Here is a 15,771-nt window from a genome sequence, read left to right on the forward strand (position 1 = left end):
GGAGCCTATAAGAAATGGCCAAGAAAGCAGATAAGGCATATCAATATGAAGGACCTGCCGGCGGCTGGGGTTCGCTGCGCAGCATCGGCAAGGTGGCGTTGCGGGAGAAACCCCAAGCGGGAACATTCTCCACACTGCTCCATCAGAACAAGACAGGCGGCTTCATGTGCTCCTCATGCGCATGGGCCAAGCCAGCGCATCCGCACCCTTTTGAGTTTTGCGAAAACGGCGCCAAATCGACGATCTGGGAACTCACGACCGATCGTTGTACGCCAGCTTTCTTTTCGAAGCATACCGTAACGGAGTTGTTGGAATGGAATGACCATGACCTGGAGATGCAAGGGCGCCTCACCGAACCGTTGCGCTATGACGCTGGCTCCGATCGCTATGTGGCCTGCGACTGGAACGAAGCGTTCCGGGATATCGGCCAGCGACTTCAGGCCATGGAGCCTCGAAGAACCGTATTTTATGCATCGGGCAAGGCATCGCTGGAGGCGTCCTATTTATATGCGCTGTTCGCACGCATGTACGGGCACAATAATCTTCCCGATAGCTCCAACATGTGCCATGAGACCACGTCGGTGGGCTTGAAGAAGGTGACCGGTTCGCCTGTGGGCACGTGCGTATTCGAGGACTTCGAACACTGCGACGCCATTTTCTACTTTGGACAGAATCCCGGCACGTGCAGCCCGCGCTTTCTGCACCCACTGCAGGAAGCCGCCAAGCGAGGCTGCAAGATCGTCGTATTCAATCCTATCCGTGAGCAAGGACTGGTGCGCTTCGTTAATCCACAAAACCCTTTGCAAATGTTGTCCGACAGCCCCACCGAACTGGCACACATGTATCTGCAGTTACGTTGTGGTGGCGATATCGCGGCGATTCTCGGCTTGTGCAAGCATATCCTGGCCGTCGACACGCAGCGGTTGAATGACGGACAGCCCAGCCTTCTCGACCGGGAATTTATCGACCGGCATACACGAGGGTTCGAGGCGTTCGCCCACCATGCTTCAGCCGTGCCCTGGGAGGATATCGAACGCGAGTCCAGCCTGGATCGGCACGATCTCCAAGCTGCCGCGGATATCTACATGCGGGCCGAGCGCGTCATCGGAGTGTATGGAATGGGATTGACCCAGCATGTCCATGGCTCCCAAAGCATCGCCATGCTGGTCAATCTACTCCTTTTGCGCGGCAATATCGGGCGACAGGGCGCTGGAGTGTCACCGGTGCGCGGTCACTCCAACGTTCAAGGGCAGCGTACCGTCGGCATTTCCGAAAAGCCCGCGCTGGTGCCCATGGATAAACTTGAAGCGCTTTTTGCCTTTGAACCACCCAAGGAAAAAGGCATGACCACGGTCGATACCTGCGAAGGGGTATGCGACGGCAAGGTCCGCGCCTTTATCGGCCTGGGTGGAAACTTCGTGCGCGCGATTCCCGATAGGGATCGGATGGAGCCTGCATGGCGCTCCCTGGATTTAACCGTCTACATTGCCACCAAGCTCAACCGCAGCCATCTGGTTCACGGTCAAGCCTCTTATATCCTGCCCTGTCTCGCACGCTCCGAACTGGATACTCAAGCATCTGGGCCGCAGGCTGTATCGATGGAAGATAGCTTCAGCCATATCTATGGCTCGATGGGGCGCCGCAGGCCGGCCAGCCCCACGCTCCTATCTGAACCGGCCATTGTCGCCGGCCTTGCAAAGGCTACCCTGCCCGCTCATCCGCGATGGAAGTGGGACGATTGGATTGCCGACTATGCACGAATTCGCGACCTGATCGAACAGACCTACCCGGACCAGTTCCATGACTTCAACAAGCGAATGTTTCAAGCCGGCGGTTTCTACCGAGGCAATCCGGCTCACGAGCGCGAGTGGAAAACCGAAAGTGGCAAAGCCGAATTTACAACGCCAGACGTCTTGTCCGCCCTCGGCGTGGGCGATGCCCCGGGGCGATTCCATCTCATCACGATGCGCTCCAACGATCAGTTCAATACCACGATCTACGGTTATGACGATCGCCTCCGCGGCCTGACCGGATCGAGGATGATCCTGTTGATTCATCCTGGCGATATGCAGCAAATGGGTTTGCACGAAGGCGATATTGTCGATCTGGTCGGTGACGCCGAGGACGGTATCTATCGGCACGTCGATGGGCTCACGATCAAGCCGTTCAACATTCCGAGGGGTTGCCTGGGCGGTTACTACCCCGAGATGAATGCGTTGGTGCCGCTTTGGTATCACGACCGGGCATCGAAGACACCGGCAGCCAAGGGAGTGCCAGTGCGGATACGATTACCGGCGAATCCAGGCTAATACGCGAGGTTTTCCATCTTTTGCAATCGCCGGGATCCGGCCATCGCAGATGCTCATGCCGTTGACCAGGCTAGTCCGCCGAAACCGATCCTACCGTGCGGTCGTATCATGCCTGCCCAGGAGAACCAGCCCAGCGATCACGATCAGTTGCGTGGCGAGCACCGTCAAATAGAACTTCCAGCGTCCAACCGGTCTGTCCGCCATTCCAGACAAGCGATAAGCCACCATGTAGAAGTAAGAATAGGGAACCATTGAGAAAAGCATAAACACAACATTGGCCAACAAGCTCAACCGCAGGCTGACATACCAGACAAGTAGGAATGTCGGAATGCCGAGCAACAACATGCGGCGCTTCTCTACGCGATCGAAATTTTCATCTTGAACGGTCAGCATAGAGGGTTCCACATCACTTTCCCACTGAAGGAAGGTATCCGCCGAATTCTCTAGACAGCACACTTCTGTTTACTTCACACATCTCGGCGCATGAACCATACCAAGAATTCGCTTGCAACTTGATAGTCGAGTTCCATCACTGCCTCAGCGATGATCGTCTTGCCCTTTGCTGCTGCGATAGCAGCCAGGGCGCACTGCAGAAAACCCTCCTCCCAAGGACGATTGCTCGCCTTCGCAACTAGTCCCGGCAGTTTTTCCAGCGCTGCCTTGTATGCCCAGAGCAGGTCATCTTGCACCAGCATACTCGCCCGAGCTCGGCAGCATTCGACCCACGCTGGAAAATGAAAATAGTTGAAGCTGGCCTTCAATGGATTCGCCGACAAGGCTGCCACAACATGAGGGACCGCCGCGAACGACGCGGAATAGACGTCGCCTTGGTGGGCCAATGCGCTCCAGAGAGAGAACCAAGGTTCTTCTTGACTGGATACTTGCGGCAATTCGTACAGTTGGCGCAATAACTCCGGTATATCCGAAGCATTGCCATATGCGTGGTTCAAAGCACCCCATCGAGCATCATCTAGACTAAGCATCCCTCACCCTGGCAATTTCCGGCAGTGCCAAACGTCCTTTCACCACGCCTTTGATGGCGAGATTATGCACAGCTCGACTCGGATTGCTGTAGCATCCAGTCTCGTCACGGCATCGGTTAATTTCTGGGCCGCGGCAAAAAGGGGATTATACGTACCGCAAAAAGTGACCCACGTCGACAATGGCTTGTCGATGTGGCAAAGCCTGGGCTTTCACTTCAACGGCGACAACGACGGCATCTTGACTCGGGTAGTCAATTCATTCGGAACAGGGGGATTTTTATGAAGGCCACAGCCGGTGGTGTCATCGCCATCATTTTGCTCGCCATCTATGTATACCTGATTGTCGACGGATGCATCATCGTCGGCTCCAAAGGTGCCTCCGGGCTGGCCTTCAACGATGTCATGTCACAGACGCTTTCGGTTATCGGCGGTTTGATATCCGCGCTCGTTATTGCGGAACTGGCGGTAACCAAGCCGGGCGAAACACCGGTGGCCCGGATCTTGTCCCCCGATGCATCGGACAGGTCCAAGAGCGTGCTCAAATGGATCAGCGGACTTTACCTGGTGGTGTGGCTGCTGGCCGGCTTGACTGCGTTTCTGGTCGGCATGGTCAATCCCAATCAGTTGCAGCCGCTTACCAGCGTTGGGCAGTCATGGTTCGGTCTGGCGGTGGCCGCCGCGTATGCGTATTTTGGGTTGAAGCCGGATTGAGCGGAAGTTGCTTTGTTTCGCGAAAACCGTCTTCTGCGTTAGCGTGCAGCGTTGCCCCCTCACCCCTCCCCTCTTCCCCGGCGAAGCCAGGGGAGTGGGAGCTTGACTGAGGCAGTCTGCCAGTCTTCTCTTACTCTCCGGGCTCGACGCCGGCCATCCAGCATGCAGCTACCTCGGGGACTACCGCAGTCGCTGTTCCGTTCAAAAAGCGGAAACCTCGAGGCACTCGCTGCCTCTCTGGCGATACCAGGTATTTTGCTGCCAACGGAGCTGCACAATCGATCAAGCCCGCTGCAGGATATACGGATAGCGATGTTCCGATCACGATGATTCGCGACGCCGAAGCGAAGTGTTCCTCCGCTTCTTGCATGAAACGGACATTCTCGCCAAACCAGACGACATCGGGACGCAGCTGGCTGCCCTTTTCGCATAGGTCACCGAATTCGATCGTCGGCCTGTCGAGCTTGTATATGAGATTGGCGTCGATCGAACTCCTTGCCTTGAGGATCTCCCCGTGCACATGGATGACCTGGGTGGATCCGGCACGCTCGTGCAGGTCATCGATATTCTGCGTGATAACCACGACTTCGAACTTCGACTCCAGCGCGGCAATAGCCAGGTGGGCTGCATTCGGCGTGGCGTCCAGCACCCCCCGGCGGCGCTCGTTGTAAAAACGCAGCACCGTTGCCGGATTTTTCTTCCAACCTAGCGGCGAGGCGACATCCTCGATGGCGTACTCGTTCCAGTAACCGCCCATATCGCGAAAGGTCCGCAGTCCGCTTTCGGCACTGACTCCCGCTCCGGTAAATACGACAATCTTCTCGTTCATTGCGAAAACGCCACGGCTGCCATCTGACAACAGTACCGCAGCACGGGAATCCCGGCGCGACCGTCGATCCGATGGTTTGACATCGAGATGTCGACGTTGCGGCTGAGGCACGTCGATAGCGTCGTATATACGGCGACGCTGTCGCTACGCGACGATGAGCAACTCGATGTGCGTTGCCGTGCGCTTGCAGAGCTTCTTGCCGACGTTGCCGATAAGCAGTGCCGGTGAATTATGCGCCGATCGGCTTGCTGCTGGTGTTGTGGCGAACATTGTCGAGAGCCGGTTTCATGAGGCCGCCCCTCATTCCAACCATCTCACCCGGCGAAACCGATGGAGATGGAGCCTGACGGGGGCAAAATTCAGTATTTCGTACTCGCGACCTGCTCCTCTCCCCTGGCTCCCGTGTTGGAGGATCGGGTGGGAGTGAGGGGCGCCCTTTCGTACACCGGACACTCCCAACTGTCCGCGGACACTCACCCGCTCTCCTCTCCTCTCGGAGAAATGGCTCTACAGCTAGGTTTGCAGCGCTTTTAAACCCTGGCACGCCCTTTGCCATCTACCTATCGAAGATTCCTTATCCATCTTTGCCAAGGAGCACTGCCATGAAATTCGAGACCCTGATGATGAAGAGCCTGTTCGCCGCCGCGCTGCTGCTGTGCGCCTTGACGCTGGGAGCCATGGTCACCGCCAAGCCGGTCGTGTCGAACGTGGCCACCCACACGCCAACGACTCAACCGGCCGGTTGAACCGTTCGCAGCGGGAAGTCGTCGGTCGCCGTATAAGTCGCCGTATAATAGGCCGATGCACCCCATCCCCATTTCGGACGTTTCGCCGCTGCTCGCCCCTGTGCAGCACGACGGTTTTTGCTTCGCTACCGCCGACACCATGCGACCTTTGCTGGATGCCGCCGGTGGCCTGGATGACTGGCAGGCCTTTGCCGATAGCTGGAACCGGCTCGAACCGGATGCCTATATCGCCGCCACGGGACGCTCTCGCCGTCGCCGCCATGCGACCTTCGCCGCCGACCGCGACGGCATCGTGCAGCGGCCGCATCAACCGCACTACCAGTCGCTGCAGTACAACCCCCTGCAAGGCAATATCCAGCGCTGGTTCGAGCCGTTAGAGCCCGGGGTCGCGCAAGGCCAGAGCCTGCGGTCGATCCTCACGTTCTGCCATGGCTTCTTCGATGCGCTGGCGCCGGCCACGGAGCAATGGCATGTGGAAGTGCATCAGTTCCGCATCGAAGCCACCGCTGACGCGGCCGGCGAGCCCACGCCCGAGGGCAGCCATCGCGACGGCGTCGATTTCGTGCTGGTGCTGCTGGTCGATCGCGAGAACATCGCCAGCGGCTCGACCAGTATCCATTCGCCCGATGGTGCGCCACTGGGCGAGTTCACCCTGACGCACGCGCTCGATACCGCGTTGATTCACGACCCGCGCGTCTTTCATGGCGTAACGCCTGTGCTGCCGATCGATCCGCATCGCCCCTCGCATCGCGACGTGCTGGTGGTGACGTTCCGCGCGGTGTAGCAGGCTTGCAACAGCTTGTCCTGGCAGTAGCGGCGGCGCGATACTCGAGGCTCCCCCCACCAGCAGGAGAGCTTCTCATGATGGATTGGCTGGATTACCGCAAAGAACTGCTCGGCCGCATCGGCGAACTGGGCAAACTTACGCCAGGTACCCTCAAGGGCTACCAGACCCTGTCGAAAGCGGGTGAGGAAACCGGGCACCTCGACGCGAAAACGCGCGAGTTGATCTCCCTGGCCGTCGCCGTGACTACCCGCTGCGACGGTTGCATCACGGTACATACAGGGGAGGCGCTCAAACACGGCGCCACACGCGAAGAAATTGCCGAGGCTCTCGGCGTGGCGGTCTCCATGAACGCCGGCGCGGCGCTGGTCTACTCGGCTCGCGTGATGGACGCCGTCAGCCAACATAGCGGCAGCTGAAGATATGGGACGCTTGCGGCTGGCTGACTTAAAAACGTCACCGGCCACTGGCACAAAAAAGACGAAAGCCAACAGGAGTTAACCGATAGTGGGCATGGAGAGCCTGAGACCGATGCGGCCGACAACCGATTTGTGTCATACCCGTTGGGAGTCGATGTCCCCAGCGAGAAGCCGCCCCGGTCAGTCCATGTCGGACCAGCAAGCACTGTCTCTTACACGTTGCGATGCGCCGTCCGGCGCGCCCTGCGTTCAGTTACCGGCCGCGGATATTGGCGCATCCACGGCCGGTCGTTGGGGCGCGCGGGAGATCGCCTGGTGCGGCGCGATCGTGACGATCGGCCTGCTGCTTCGACTGATTCGCATCGGCCATCAACCGTTCTGGCTGGACGAGGCACTGACCTTTCAGCGCATTCACCTGAACCTGCCGGACCTGGTCAACGACAGCTTCGCCAACCGGCACATGCCCAGCTATTTTCTGCTGCTGCAGATGCTGTTGCCGTTCGGTACCGATGCGGCTTTGCTACGGCTGCCTTCGGCCCTGCTGGGCGCCGCATCGATCGGCGTGATCTTTGCCATCGCCCGGCGCGTGGGCGGGCTTGGAGCGGCTGCGGTGGCCGGTTTATTGATGGCGTTCTCTCCATTGCAGGTGCAATACGGCCAGGAAGCGCGCTCCTATACGTTGGTGACCTTGTTGATCGCCGTTGCGCTTTGGGGCCTCGTACGCCTGGCGCAGGATCCGCAACGCGCATCGCTGGGTATGCGCCGTCCCGGTTTCGATGGCATCGGCTGGGCGAGCTATCTGTTTGGCACGGTCGGCGCACTCGATGTCTTAGGCGACGCAGCGCCGTGGCTGCTGGCCTCCAACCTTGCGTTCGCTCTGATCTGGCATCGATTGCGGCACACTCCGACACTACGCGGCAGCTTCCAGCGCAACTGGCTGCTCAGCCAGGCCGTCGTGGCAGCGTGCTGCCTGCCGCTGTATGGCGCCATCGTGATGGCCAACGGCAGCCATATGCTGGAAAACTTCAACTGGATTCCGCAATTGAGCTGGCGAAACATCTGGATCGCCACCAAGAGCGTATACCTGATGCGCATGGCCACCGTAGTGCAGTACGGCCTGATGCCGACCGCCGTGCCCTTGCTCGGGCCGCTGGTTGCATTGCTGGGGATGGTCGGCATGTATCGCATGCACCGCAGTCTGGATGGGCGCGTGCTGTTGCTAGCCTTCCTTACCCTGCCCTTGCTGCTGCTGACCGTATCGCTATTCAAGTCGATGCTGCTGCCGCGCTATATCCTGTGGAGTGCCGCACCGTTCTTCGTGCTCGCCGGCCTCGGTGCGGCGGCATTGCCGCGTCGTGGCCTGATTGCGTTGAGTACAGCATTGGTACTGCTCGCGGCAGTGAACCTGGCCCCCGTTTACCGACTGGAGACCAAGCCGCGTTGGGATGTGACTGCCGCGACACTTGCCGCGCATGTGCGTCCGGGCGATACCGTGCTCACCGCCGACCCCAACGCACCGACGATGCTGTCGGTGCTGCAACCGAAGGGGCAGGCCTCCATCGCCGACACTGCCTTGGTCACCCAGAATCTCGACGTCGCCGTAGCACGTTGGAAGCAAGGCAGCCGCGTGTGGGCGGTCAACGGCCGGTCGGCCATGGGCGTGCGCGAAGATGTGGATACCTTCAAGAACGCCCTGGCCGAACTGGGCCCGCCAGTAGCACAGATTCAACAAGGCAAGGAAATTACCATCCTCGTGTTCCCTGCACCCGGCATGGACGACTGAAACCTCAAAGTTATGCTCAGTCAGTAATCGCAGCCGTAATCGTTGTCGGTAACGACGCAATCGAATGCCAGGGCTAGCCGCTGACGATGCTCGTTAAGCCATGCCAGCGCGGCTTCCTGGAACGTCACACACTGCATCAGCGTCACCGGTACCGGCCGCGCGGCCAGGCGCGCCTCGAGCGCAACCCAGCCACCGCCCTTGGCGGGGCGCATCACTTCGATGGAAAGGGTCGCCAGCCGGTCGCGCGGCAGGGCAATAGCCATGCCCTTGAGCCACAGACCGCAGCTGTTCGAAGCGGGATCGGACCAGGCGATGAGGTGCCACAGCTTGCTATGCACGATGTGGAAGACGACGGCCGCGGGCAGGGGAATATCGCGCTCGGCCGAGGGCCCGAGCACGAGCGGCAAGGACACGCTCTCCTCTATCGTCTTGACCGTCGGCATGGGTCCGCTTCCCTGGTGTCCGCACGATCATACCGATATGGCTGCGCGAAAGTGCTTGCGGTAAAGTTTCGAACCCATGTCAGCCGACCTTTCGAAGCCAGCCGCACCGATGCGGATCGGAGCACCCATTGTCCGCGGCTGAACCGGCGTTCGCGCTCGAGCGCGTTAGCAAGCGCTACGGCGCGACAATCGCGCTCGACAATGTGCAACTGGCGTTTGCCACGGGTAGCACCACCGCCCTGATCGGCAGCAGCGGCTCCGGTAAATCCACCGTATTGCGCCTGTTCCTCGGGCTAGCCTGGCCGGACTCCGGCACGATCCGCATCGACGGCCGCCCACTTATGCCTGCCGGCGTGCAACCGCTGCGACGCCGTGTCGGCTATGTCATCCAGGACGGCGGGTTGTTTCCCCACCTGACCTGCCTGGGCAACCTGGCCTTGCAGCCGCGTCACCTGGGCTGGGACAAGGACCGGATTACCGCACGTGCACAGGAACTGGCGGAACTGACGGCTTTGCCGAAGCAGGTACTCGACCGCTATCCCGCCGAACTTTCCGGCGGGCAGCGCCAGCGCGTGGCGCTGATGCGCGGACTGATGCTCGATCCGGATGCACTGTTGCTGGACGAACCGCTCGGTGCGCTGGATCCGATCGTGCGTCACGAACTGCAGGACGAGCTCAAGCGCATCTTCGATCGCCTGGGCAAGACCGTGGTCGTGGTAACGCACGATCTGGCCGAAGCGGCCTGGTTTGCCGAGAGGCTGGTACTGATGAGCCAAGGCAAAGTCGTCCAGGACGGTAGCTTGGCGGACTTGCGCCAACGGCCGGCCAGCGATTTTGTACGACGCTTTGTCGCCGCGCAGCGACGCCTGCCGGAGGCGCCATGAAGCGTGCGCTGTTGTTGCTCGCATGGCTGCTGCCGATGCTTGCATCGGCTACACCGGTACGCATAGGTTCGAAGCAGTTCACCGAATCGGTGGTATTGAGCGAAATCGCACGGCTCGATGCCATGCGGGCCGGCGTAGATGTAACGCACCGGCGCGAACTTGGCGGCAGCAGTATTTTGTGGGCCGCACTGCTGCATGGCGATATCGATGCCTACCCCGAGTACACCGGCACGCTGACACGCGAACTGCTCCGCGATGTCGCACCGGATGCCGGCATCGATGTCTTGCGTACCCGGCTCGCGCCCCTGGGTATCGGCATCACCGATTCGCTCGGCTTCAGCGACACGTATGCCATCGGCATGCTGGAAACGCGTGCGGCGCAATGGGGCATTGCGCGTATCTCCGACTTGTCGGCCCACCCGCAGTTGCGCCTGGGCTTTTCCAACGAGTTCATGGACCGCCAGGACGGCTGGCCTGGCATGCGCGCAAGCTACGCGCTGCCACAGACACAAGTGCGTGGACTCGATCACACGCTGGCCTACCGGGCAGTCGCCGATGGCGCCGTCGATGCCATCGATCTTTACAGCACCGATGCGGAAATATCGTATTACCGGCTGCGTGTACTCGATGACGACCGACATTATTTTCCGAGCTACCAGGCAGTATTCCTGTATCGCCTGGCACTGGAAAAGGATGCGCCACGATTTATAGCCACGCTCGAGCAACTAGCGGGGCAAATTAATGTCACGACGATGCGGCGGCTCAATGCCGAGGTCAAACTCGACGGTCGTCAAGAGAGCGAGGTTGCTGCAGCCTTCCTCGGCATCGACGGCCAGCACGACGGCCCCGGACTGATGGCGCGGATACTGCAGCGCACGCTCGAACATGTGCGACTGGTCATCGCCTCGCTAGGACTCGCCGTGTTGCTGGCCATTCCGCTCGGCGTGCTTGCCGCGCGCTTATCGCGACTCGGCCAATGGGTCATGGCGCTGACCGGCATCCTGCAGACCATTCCCTCCATGGCGATGTTCGTCTTCATGATTCCTTTCTTCGGCATTGGCACGTGGCCGGCACTGGCGGCGCTGTTTCTTTATAGCCTGCTGCCCATGGTGCGTAACACGCATGCCGGCTTGATCGGCATCCCGCATGAACTGCGCGAATCGGCCGCCGTGCTTGGGCTTTCCGCTTGGGCAAGGCTACGTCATGTGGAGCTACCTATGGCGATGCGCTCGATCCTGGCGGGCATCAAGACAGCGGCGGTGATCAATGTCGGTACGGCGACGCTGGCAGCGCTGATCGGCGCGGGCGGCTATGGGCAGCCCATTCTTACCGGTATCCGGCTGGACAGCATTGGCTTGATCCTGGAAGGTGCGGTGCCAGCGGCCGTATTGGCACTCGCGGTGCAGGCAATATTCGAAGGTGTGGAGCATTGGCTGACGCCGCGCGGATTGCGGATTCGAGTGCTGCATTAACGCCGTGGCCCTCGGATGGCGCGATGCACCATCGGCTTCACTGCGAGGCTCCGCACCGGAGCCTCCTGGAAAACTGGCAGATTGCGACAGCTAGCCGGAAGATACGTACCGGACACTATGTGCCAGGGAGATGCCATCGCAGGAAACTGCGCCCGCCCTGCGGCATTTACACATGTTCGGTAAAGCCGATGCGCTCTAGGATTCGCCGGAACGTCAACACGTGGGAAGGGTATGACCGCAGCACTGACCATAGCGATAGCCCTCGCCGGAGCGACCACCGTCGCACAAACGGTGCCGACCCAGTACGCGGCCGGTCACTTCTACGCCACACCGACGACGACGTCCGGACAGACGCTACGGCTGCTGGTGGATACCGGCGGCGGCGGCACGGCGAATCTTTACTGGCTCACCGATGCCGTGGCACAGAAACTTCAGTTGACTCCAGCCTCCTGCAAAGTCGACGGCCACATGCTCAAGGTGCATAACCCACCCTCGTATCGGCCACAGGCTGGCATTCCACCCGCATTAGGGATCTGCGCCGGCAAGGTGCTGGTGCTGCCCGAAAAATACAGCGGCGATGGAATGCTCGGCTCCAACTATCTCGGCACACGCGTCTGGACATTCGACTATCCGCACCAGGTGCTGCGCGCCGAGGGAAGCGCCTGGCGCCACGACCCGGTCGCCAAACCCGCCAACCTGGGCTTCCAGCACGACGATACCGGCGGTGTGTCGGCTTACTTCCCGCGCATCGTGATCCGTGTGGATAGCATTCCGATCAACATGCTGCTCGATACGGGCGCCACGGCGCACCCGACCGCCGCCGGCAAGGCCGCCGCGGGCACCGAAACCGAGGCCGATGGCATCGGCGTGACCAGCTACATCACCACACGGATGTTCGACATCTGGCACAAGAAGCACCCGGATTGGCGGGTGGTCGAACAAGGCGACGACTTGTTGCCTGGCTATGCCGCCCGCCTGATCGAAGTACCCAAGGTGCAGATCGCCGGCTGGGTCGTGGGGCCGGTATGGTTCACCGAGCGTCCCAATAAAAATTTCCACAAGACCATGGCGCGAATGATGGATGAAACGCCCGAGGGCGCCATCGGGGGCAATGTGCTCAGCCACTTTTCCGTGACACTCGACTACCCCAGGGCGCGGGCTTGGTTTACCTGCGCCCAGGGATGCGTGGCTGCGCCGCCCAAATAGGGTTTACGGTGCGGTATGTTGCATGGCCGGTATCGCCGCTTCCACCGCCGCCGGCAGAATGCGCCCGGAAGTCCACTGGACAAAAGCCTCGAGCGAGCAGGATTTGGCTGCCGCGCAAGGCCCGAACGCCAGCGGCATGTCGATCAGGCTATCGGCGCGGGCAAGATTCGCTTCGCGCAGCCCTTGCAATGTTGGCAACAGTGCATGCACGCGCACTGTGTAATGCCCTTTGTCTTCCCATAGCTGGAACACCATCGCACCGCCAGGCGGGTAGTCGTCCGGCTGCGCGGCGCTATGCCATTGCGTACCGAGCAAGCCGCTGACTTGGGCAAGGTTGGTGTCGTGGCCGACCAATATAACCGCGCGCATGCTAGCGTCGGCCAGCGGCTGTACGTCGCCCTGTCGGCCAGCGGCAGCCTCGAGGGTGGCGACAATGTGTGCCAGCAGATTCGACGCGCTTCGCTGAGCCTGAGCCAACGGCTTCTTGCTGGCGGCGAACTGCAGGTTGTGCAGTTGGATCAGTTGCCCGATCGTTGCCGCACCGCCCCGCCCCCAGGCCACTCGATCGAGCGGCATGCCCTGCGCGTATTCCAGCATCAGGTTCTCGCTCAAGGAGCCGGCCGTCTTCATGGCCTTGGCCAGCGCCTCGGGTGCAACCGATCCGTCGAGCAGAAGCTTGGTACCGGCGATTTCTGCCCCCTTGCGGCACGTTTCGCCGCGACAGCCGAGCAACACCTCTTGGAGAAGCTCCAACTGCGCCGGCGTTTTCGGCCACGTCGCCGCATCGTCGTCATCGCCATCCTTGCGCTGGAAGTGAAACAGACGATTGTCCTGCCCTTGCTCACGCGCCAGATAGCCGAGAGCGCAATCGCCGCCAAGGCCACGACCGAAGGCGGCCGCACTGTCGCGGTTGCGTGGCGTGCTATCTGCAACGATCAGGATATCCGCCACAGTATCGCAGCGACCGTTCCACAGGCCACTGCTCGCGTAGCGCTCGCGATAACGTGCGCCCAACGACTGCATGCCTTGTGCGCCATGCTCTGTCAGGACGCCGGGGGCGACCGGCCACTCGGGCCAGGGCTGGCGCGAGTATTTGCCCAGGGCCTCAGGTGCGCTGGTCGGCGAACGCACGCCATGGCGCACCAGTACCACCTCGAGCTTGAGCGTACCCGCACTTGCAGCCCAGGCCAGCGACGGCGCAAGCGCCACCGCCAGCCAGAGCAGGCCTAGGCCAAGCCCGCGCATCACAACTTCACCGACAGGTCGAGGAAGACGCCGCGGCCAGGCAGGCCGAAGAACAACGGCTCACCGCTGACCGACTGCGTGCCGGCATAGCTGGTGATCTTGTGCACGTTGAAGATATTGTTGACATCCACGCTGATCGAGAAGCCCTTGGTACCTGCCGGACCATGATCCGTACGATAGCCGAAGGCGCCGTCCATACTCATGTAGCCACCGATGCGCTGGCTGTTGGCGAACACGGTATTACCGGCATTGTCAGTCGTGTTGTCCAGGCCGTACTGCTTGCCGACGAACTTGCTCATCAGTGAGCCGTAATAGCCCCGGTCGCTGCTGTACAGCAAGCCCAGTGTGCCGGTGACTTTCGGCGTACCGGCGATCTGCACGTCTGTATCGCGATAAGCCGCCTTGTTATAGCTGGCGTTTCCGTACAGGCTTAACGCGTGGGTCAGCGCGTAGGTCGCTTCGACTTCGGCCCCCTTGTAGATCGCGCCGCCGCCGTTGATGTAAACACTTTCGTTACCGTTGTCCGTGGCCACTGTGGTTTCGGCCAGCAGGTTGGAGAAACGAATGTAATAGACGTCCGCCCCGAAGGTGAACTGTCGCGACGCATAGGCGGTGCCGAGCTGGAAGTTGGTGGTCTGCTCCGGCTTGAGGCTATGCGACCCGTTGATCTCGATGACGTCGATCGGCGGCGCGAGGAAGCCCTTGGCGGCTTGCGCATACGCGCTCCACGAATCGCTGACCTGCTGGTGCAGGCTGATCGAGGGCAGCGTCGCATGATAGGTGGCTTCGGCGTTCGACGGTACCGGTGGCGACACTTTGTTAAGCAGCGCGTCGAGCGAGCGAGTCACTTCGGAATAGCGCACGCCCGGACTCAGCGTCGTGGTATCGGTGATCTTCCAGTCGTATTGCACGTAGGGCTGGAAAGTGTCGGTGCGATCGTCCAGCTGGTAATTCTGCAATGGGCCGTATTTGGTGCCGGTGTACTGGTCGGTGCTCAGGTCCATCGGTAACTGGTAACGCGCATCGAGCGAACGTTCCAACCATACACCCGTGCTCAGCGTGCCCGGTCCCAGGTCGCGCGCCAGGCGCAGTACGTCGCCGAAAGAATGGAAGCCCGAATCGGCCAGCTTGCCGGGCACATCGCCCTTGATCGTGCTGACCTTCTTGCCCGCGGCGTTGTAGAAGGTGACGCCGTTATCGGCCGGATCGTTGTCCGATGCATCCGTGGTCTTGCGCGACCAGTGATCGAAGGTATTGAGATAGACCTTGTTATCGACATTCCAGTCACCCAGACGACTGGTAAGGCCCACATAGGTAAAGCTCGAGTAGTAGGCGGCGTTGTTATAGCCCTTATAGGACTGCAGGGCCGGGTTGTCGGTCAAACCGTAGCGCCAGCCGAATTGGCCGATCTCATCCAGGGTCGCGCCCTGCACGGTGTTCTGGTGCTCGCGGTTGTAACTGGTGACGAAGGTCAGCGCGGTTTCGCCGCCCAGTTGCGTAATCGTCTTCAGAAAGATGTGTTCGCGCTTGTCGTCGGTACCTTTGAGGAAGGTGTCGCTCGCCTCCTTGGACACGTCGGCAAAAATCTTGGTGTGCGCGCCAATGGCTTCGTCGATGTTGACGCCGCCCGCGCGGGTATTCCAGCTGCCGACGGTGAGGTAAGGCGTGATGCCCGGCTCATCGCTCGGGTCGCGTGAGCGCAGACCCACCGTGCCGCCGAAGGTCGCGTTGCCAATGGTCGAACCGCCACCCGGACCGCGATCGACTTCGGCCTGGCCCAACACGTGATTGTTGAAGTACGCCGATGTGGTGTGATGCAGATCGCTGGCATCGCCGAACGGAATGCCATCGAAAGTGATATTGAACTGGCCGTCCTGGAAACCGCGAATGCTGATGCTTTCGTTCTTGCCCAGACCGGGGCCTTCCGGCGAGGACACGGTTACGCTCGGCGCGTACT

The 15,771-nt window shown here is 60.7% G+C and carries 16 protein-coding genes; 10 read left to right on the forward strand and 6 right to left on the reverse strand.

Translation table 11 applies throughout. The features are described from left to right. The first annotated feature begins 14 nt into the window (after window positions 1-14). On the forward strand, window positions 15-2,309 hold the full coding sequence (locus VIM98_RS09480; protein WP_331992854.1) for an FdhF/YdeP family oxidoreductase: 2,295 nt from the start codon (window positions 15-17) through the stop codon (window positions 2,307-2,309). A 90-nt stretch (window positions 2,310-2,399) separates the two neighbouring features. Here the strand turns inward: VIM98_RS09480 and VIM98_RS09485 are convergent, their stop codons facing one another. Next, on the reverse strand, window positions 2,400-2,702 hold the full coding sequence (locus VIM98_RS09485; RefSeq protein WP_331992855.1) for a hypothetical protein: 303 nt from the start codon (window positions 2,700-2,702) through the stop codon (window positions 2,400-2,402). Between the two features lie 74 nt (window positions 2,703-2,776). Next, the gene (locus VIM98_RS09490; protein ID WP_331992856.1) at window positions 2,777-3,292 is read right to left on the reverse strand and encodes a hypothetical protein; all 516 of its coding nucleotides are present in this window, start codon (window positions 3,290-3,292) and stop codon (window positions 2,777-2,779) included. Between the two features lie 279 nt (window positions 3,293-3,571). Here VIM98_RS09490 and VIM98_RS09495 point away from each other — a divergent pair, with 279 nt between their 5' ends. Beyond that, window positions 3,572-4,003: a hypothetical protein gene (locus VIM98_RS09495; protein ID WP_331992857.1), complete on the forward strand. Its 432-nt coding sequence runs from the start codon at window positions 3,572-3,574 to the stop codon at window positions 4,001-4,003. 130 nt (window positions 4,004-4,133) lie between these two features. Here the strand turns inward: VIM98_RS09495 and VIM98_RS09500 are convergent, their stop codons facing one another. Beyond that, entirely contained in the window at window positions 4,134-4,832 is a 699-nt protein-coding gene (locus VIM98_RS09500) for an SIR2 family NAD-dependent protein deacylase (RefSeq protein ID WP_331992858.1), read from the reverse strand. Window positions 4,833-4,919: 87 nt separating this feature from the next. On the opposite strand from VIM98_RS09500, the gene VIM98_RS09505 reads away from it, so the two are divergent. The 5 genes from VIM98_RS09505 to VIM98_RS09525 all read left to right on the forward strand — a co-directional run bounded on the left by VIM98_RS09505 (window position 4,920) and on the right by VIM98_RS09525 (window position 8,564). Continuing rightward, on the forward strand, window positions 4,920-5,060 hold the full coding sequence (locus tag VIM98_RS09505; protein ID WP_331992859.1) for a hypothetical protein: 141 nt from the start codon (window positions 4,920-4,922) through the stop codon (window positions 5,058-5,060). A gap of 374 nt (window positions 5,061-5,434) precedes the next feature. Then, entirely contained in the window at window positions 5,435-5,578 is a 144-nt protein-coding gene (locus VIM98_RS09510; RefSeq protein ID WP_331992860.1) for a hypothetical protein, read from the forward strand. A 55-nt stretch (window positions 5,579-5,633) separates the two neighbouring features. Beyond that, entirely contained in the window at window positions 5,634-6,362 is a 729-nt protein-coding gene (locus VIM98_RS09515; protein ID WP_331992861.1) for a 2OG-Fe dioxygenase family protein, read from the forward strand. Between the two features lie 77 nt (window positions 6,363-6,439). Continuing rightward, window positions 6,440-6,781 (forward strand): carboxymuconolactone decarboxylase family protein, encoded by a 342-nt coding sequence (locus tag VIM98_RS09520; protein WP_331992862.1) that lies wholly within the window; start codon window positions 6,440-6,442, stop codon window positions 6,779-6,781. 187 nt (window positions 6,782-6,968) lie between these two features. Further along, complete coding sequence (locus VIM98_RS09525; RefSeq protein WP_331992863.1) at window positions 6,969-8,564, forward strand: glycosyltransferase family 39 protein; 1,596 nt, start codon at window positions 6,969-6,971, stop codon at window positions 8,562-8,564. A gap of 20 nt (window positions 8,565-8,584) precedes the next feature. On the opposite strand, the gene VIM98_RS09530 is transcribed toward VIM98_RS09525, so the two are convergent. Continuing rightward, window positions 8,585-9,007: a hypothetical protein gene (locus tag VIM98_RS09530; protein WP_331992864.1), complete on the reverse strand. Its 423-nt coding sequence runs from the start codon at window positions 9,005-9,007 to the stop codon at window positions 8,585-8,587. 128 nt (window positions 9,008-9,135) lie between these two features. Between VIM98_RS09530 and VIM98_RS09535 the strand changes: the two genes are divergently transcribed. The 3 genes from VIM98_RS09535 (at window position 9,136) to VIM98_RS09545 (ending at window position 12,569) form a co-directional block, all read left to right on the forward strand. Further along, window positions 9,136-9,891: an ABC transporter ATP-binding protein gene (locus VIM98_RS09535; RefSeq protein ID WP_331992865.1), complete on the forward strand. Its 756-nt coding sequence runs from the start codon at window positions 9,136-9,138 to the stop codon at window positions 9,889-9,891. Further along, window positions 9,888-11,363, forward strand: coding sequence for a glycine betaine ABC transporter substrate-binding protein (locus VIM98_RS09540; protein ID WP_331992866.1), 1,476 nt, complete (start codon window positions 9,888-9,890; stop codon window positions 11,361-11,363). Before VIM98_RS09535 ends, VIM98_RS09540 begins: the two co-directional genes overlap by 4 nt. Window positions 11,364-11,594: 231 nt before the next feature. After that, complete coding sequence (locus tag VIM98_RS09545; protein ID WP_331992867.1) at window positions 11,595-12,569, forward strand: hypothetical protein; 975 nt, start codon at window positions 11,595-11,597, stop codon at window positions 12,567-12,569. 3 nt (window positions 12,570-12,572) lie between these two features. Here VIM98_RS09545 and VIM98_RS09550 read toward each other — a convergent pair whose 3' ends face one another. Both VIM98_RS09550 and VIM98_RS09555 read right to left on the reverse strand, forming a co-directional pair. After that, entirely contained in the window at window positions 12,573-13,814 is a 1,242-nt protein-coding gene (locus VIM98_RS09550; protein WP_331992868.1) for a histidine-type phosphatase, read from the reverse strand. Further along, on the reverse strand, window positions 13,814-15,771 hold a 1,958-nt coding region (locus VIM98_RS09555), incomplete at its 5' end, for a TonB-dependent receptor (protein WP_331992869.1). The genes VIM98_RS09555 and VIM98_RS09550, both read right to left, overlap by 1 nt.

It is taken from the genome of Dyella sp. (genome assembly GCF_036568765.1).
In the GTDB taxonomy this organism is placed as follows: domain Bacteria; phylum Pseudomonadota; class Gammaproteobacteria; order Xanthomonadales; family Rhodanobacteraceae; genus GSA-30.

Bases quoted from the DNA above. Each gene is read 5' to 3' on its own strand.
- VIM98_RS09550 (WP_331992868.1), bottom strand. From the start codon at position 13,814: ATGCGCGGGCTTGGCCTAGGCCTGCTCTGGCTGGCGGTGGCGCTTGCG.
- VIM98_RS09500 (WP_331992858.1), bottom strand. From the start codon at position 4,832: ATGAACGAGAAGATTGTCGTATTTACCGGAGCGGGAGTCAGTGCCGAA.
- VIM98_RS09520 (WP_331992862.1), top strand. From the start codon at position 6,440: ATGATGGATTGGCTGGATTACCGCAAAGAACTGCTCGGCCGCATCGGC.
- VIM98_RS09545 (WP_331992867.1), top strand. From the start codon at position 11,595: ATGACCGCAGCACTGACCATAGCGATAGCCCTCGCCGGAGCGACCACC.
- VIM98_RS09485 (WP_331992855.1), bottom strand. From the start codon at position 2,702: ATGCTGACCGTTCAAGATGAAAATTTCGATCGCGTAGAGAAGCGCCGC.
- VIM98_RS09505 (WP_331992859.1), top strand. From the start codon at position 4,920: ATGTCGACGTTGCGGCTGAGGCACGTCGATAGCGTCGTATATACGGCG.
- VIM98_RS09480 (WP_331992854.1), top strand. From the start codon at position 15: ATGGCCAAGAAAGCAGATAAGGCATATCAATATGAAGGACCTGCCGGC.
- VIM98_RS09490 (WP_331992856.1), bottom strand. From the start codon at position 3,292: ATGCTTAGTCTAGATGATGCTCGATGGGGTGCTTTGAACCACGCATAT.
- VIM98_RS09495 (WP_331992857.1), top strand. From the start codon at position 3,572: ATGAAGGCCACAGCCGGTGGTGTCATCGCCATCATTTTGCTCGCCATC.
- VIM98_RS09540 (WP_331992866.1), top strand. From the start codon at position 9,888: ATGAAGCGTGCGCTGTTGTTGCTCGCATGGCTGCTGCCGATGCTTGCA.
- VIM98_RS09515 (WP_331992861.1), top strand. From the start codon at position 5,634: ATGCACCCCATCCCCATTTCGGACGTTTCGCCGCTGCTCGCCCCTGTG.
- VIM98_RS09530 (WP_331992864.1), bottom strand. From the start codon at position 9,007: ATGCCGACGGTCAAGACGATAGAGGAGAGCGTGTCCTTGCCGCTCGTG.
- VIM98_RS09510 (WP_331992860.1), top strand. From the start codon at position 5,435: ATGAAATTCGAGACCCTGATGATGAAGAGCCTGTTCGCCGCCGCGCTG.
- VIM98_RS09525 (WP_331992863.1), top strand. From the start codon at position 6,969: ATGTCGGACCAGCAAGCACTGTCTCTTACACGTTGCGATGCGCCGTCC.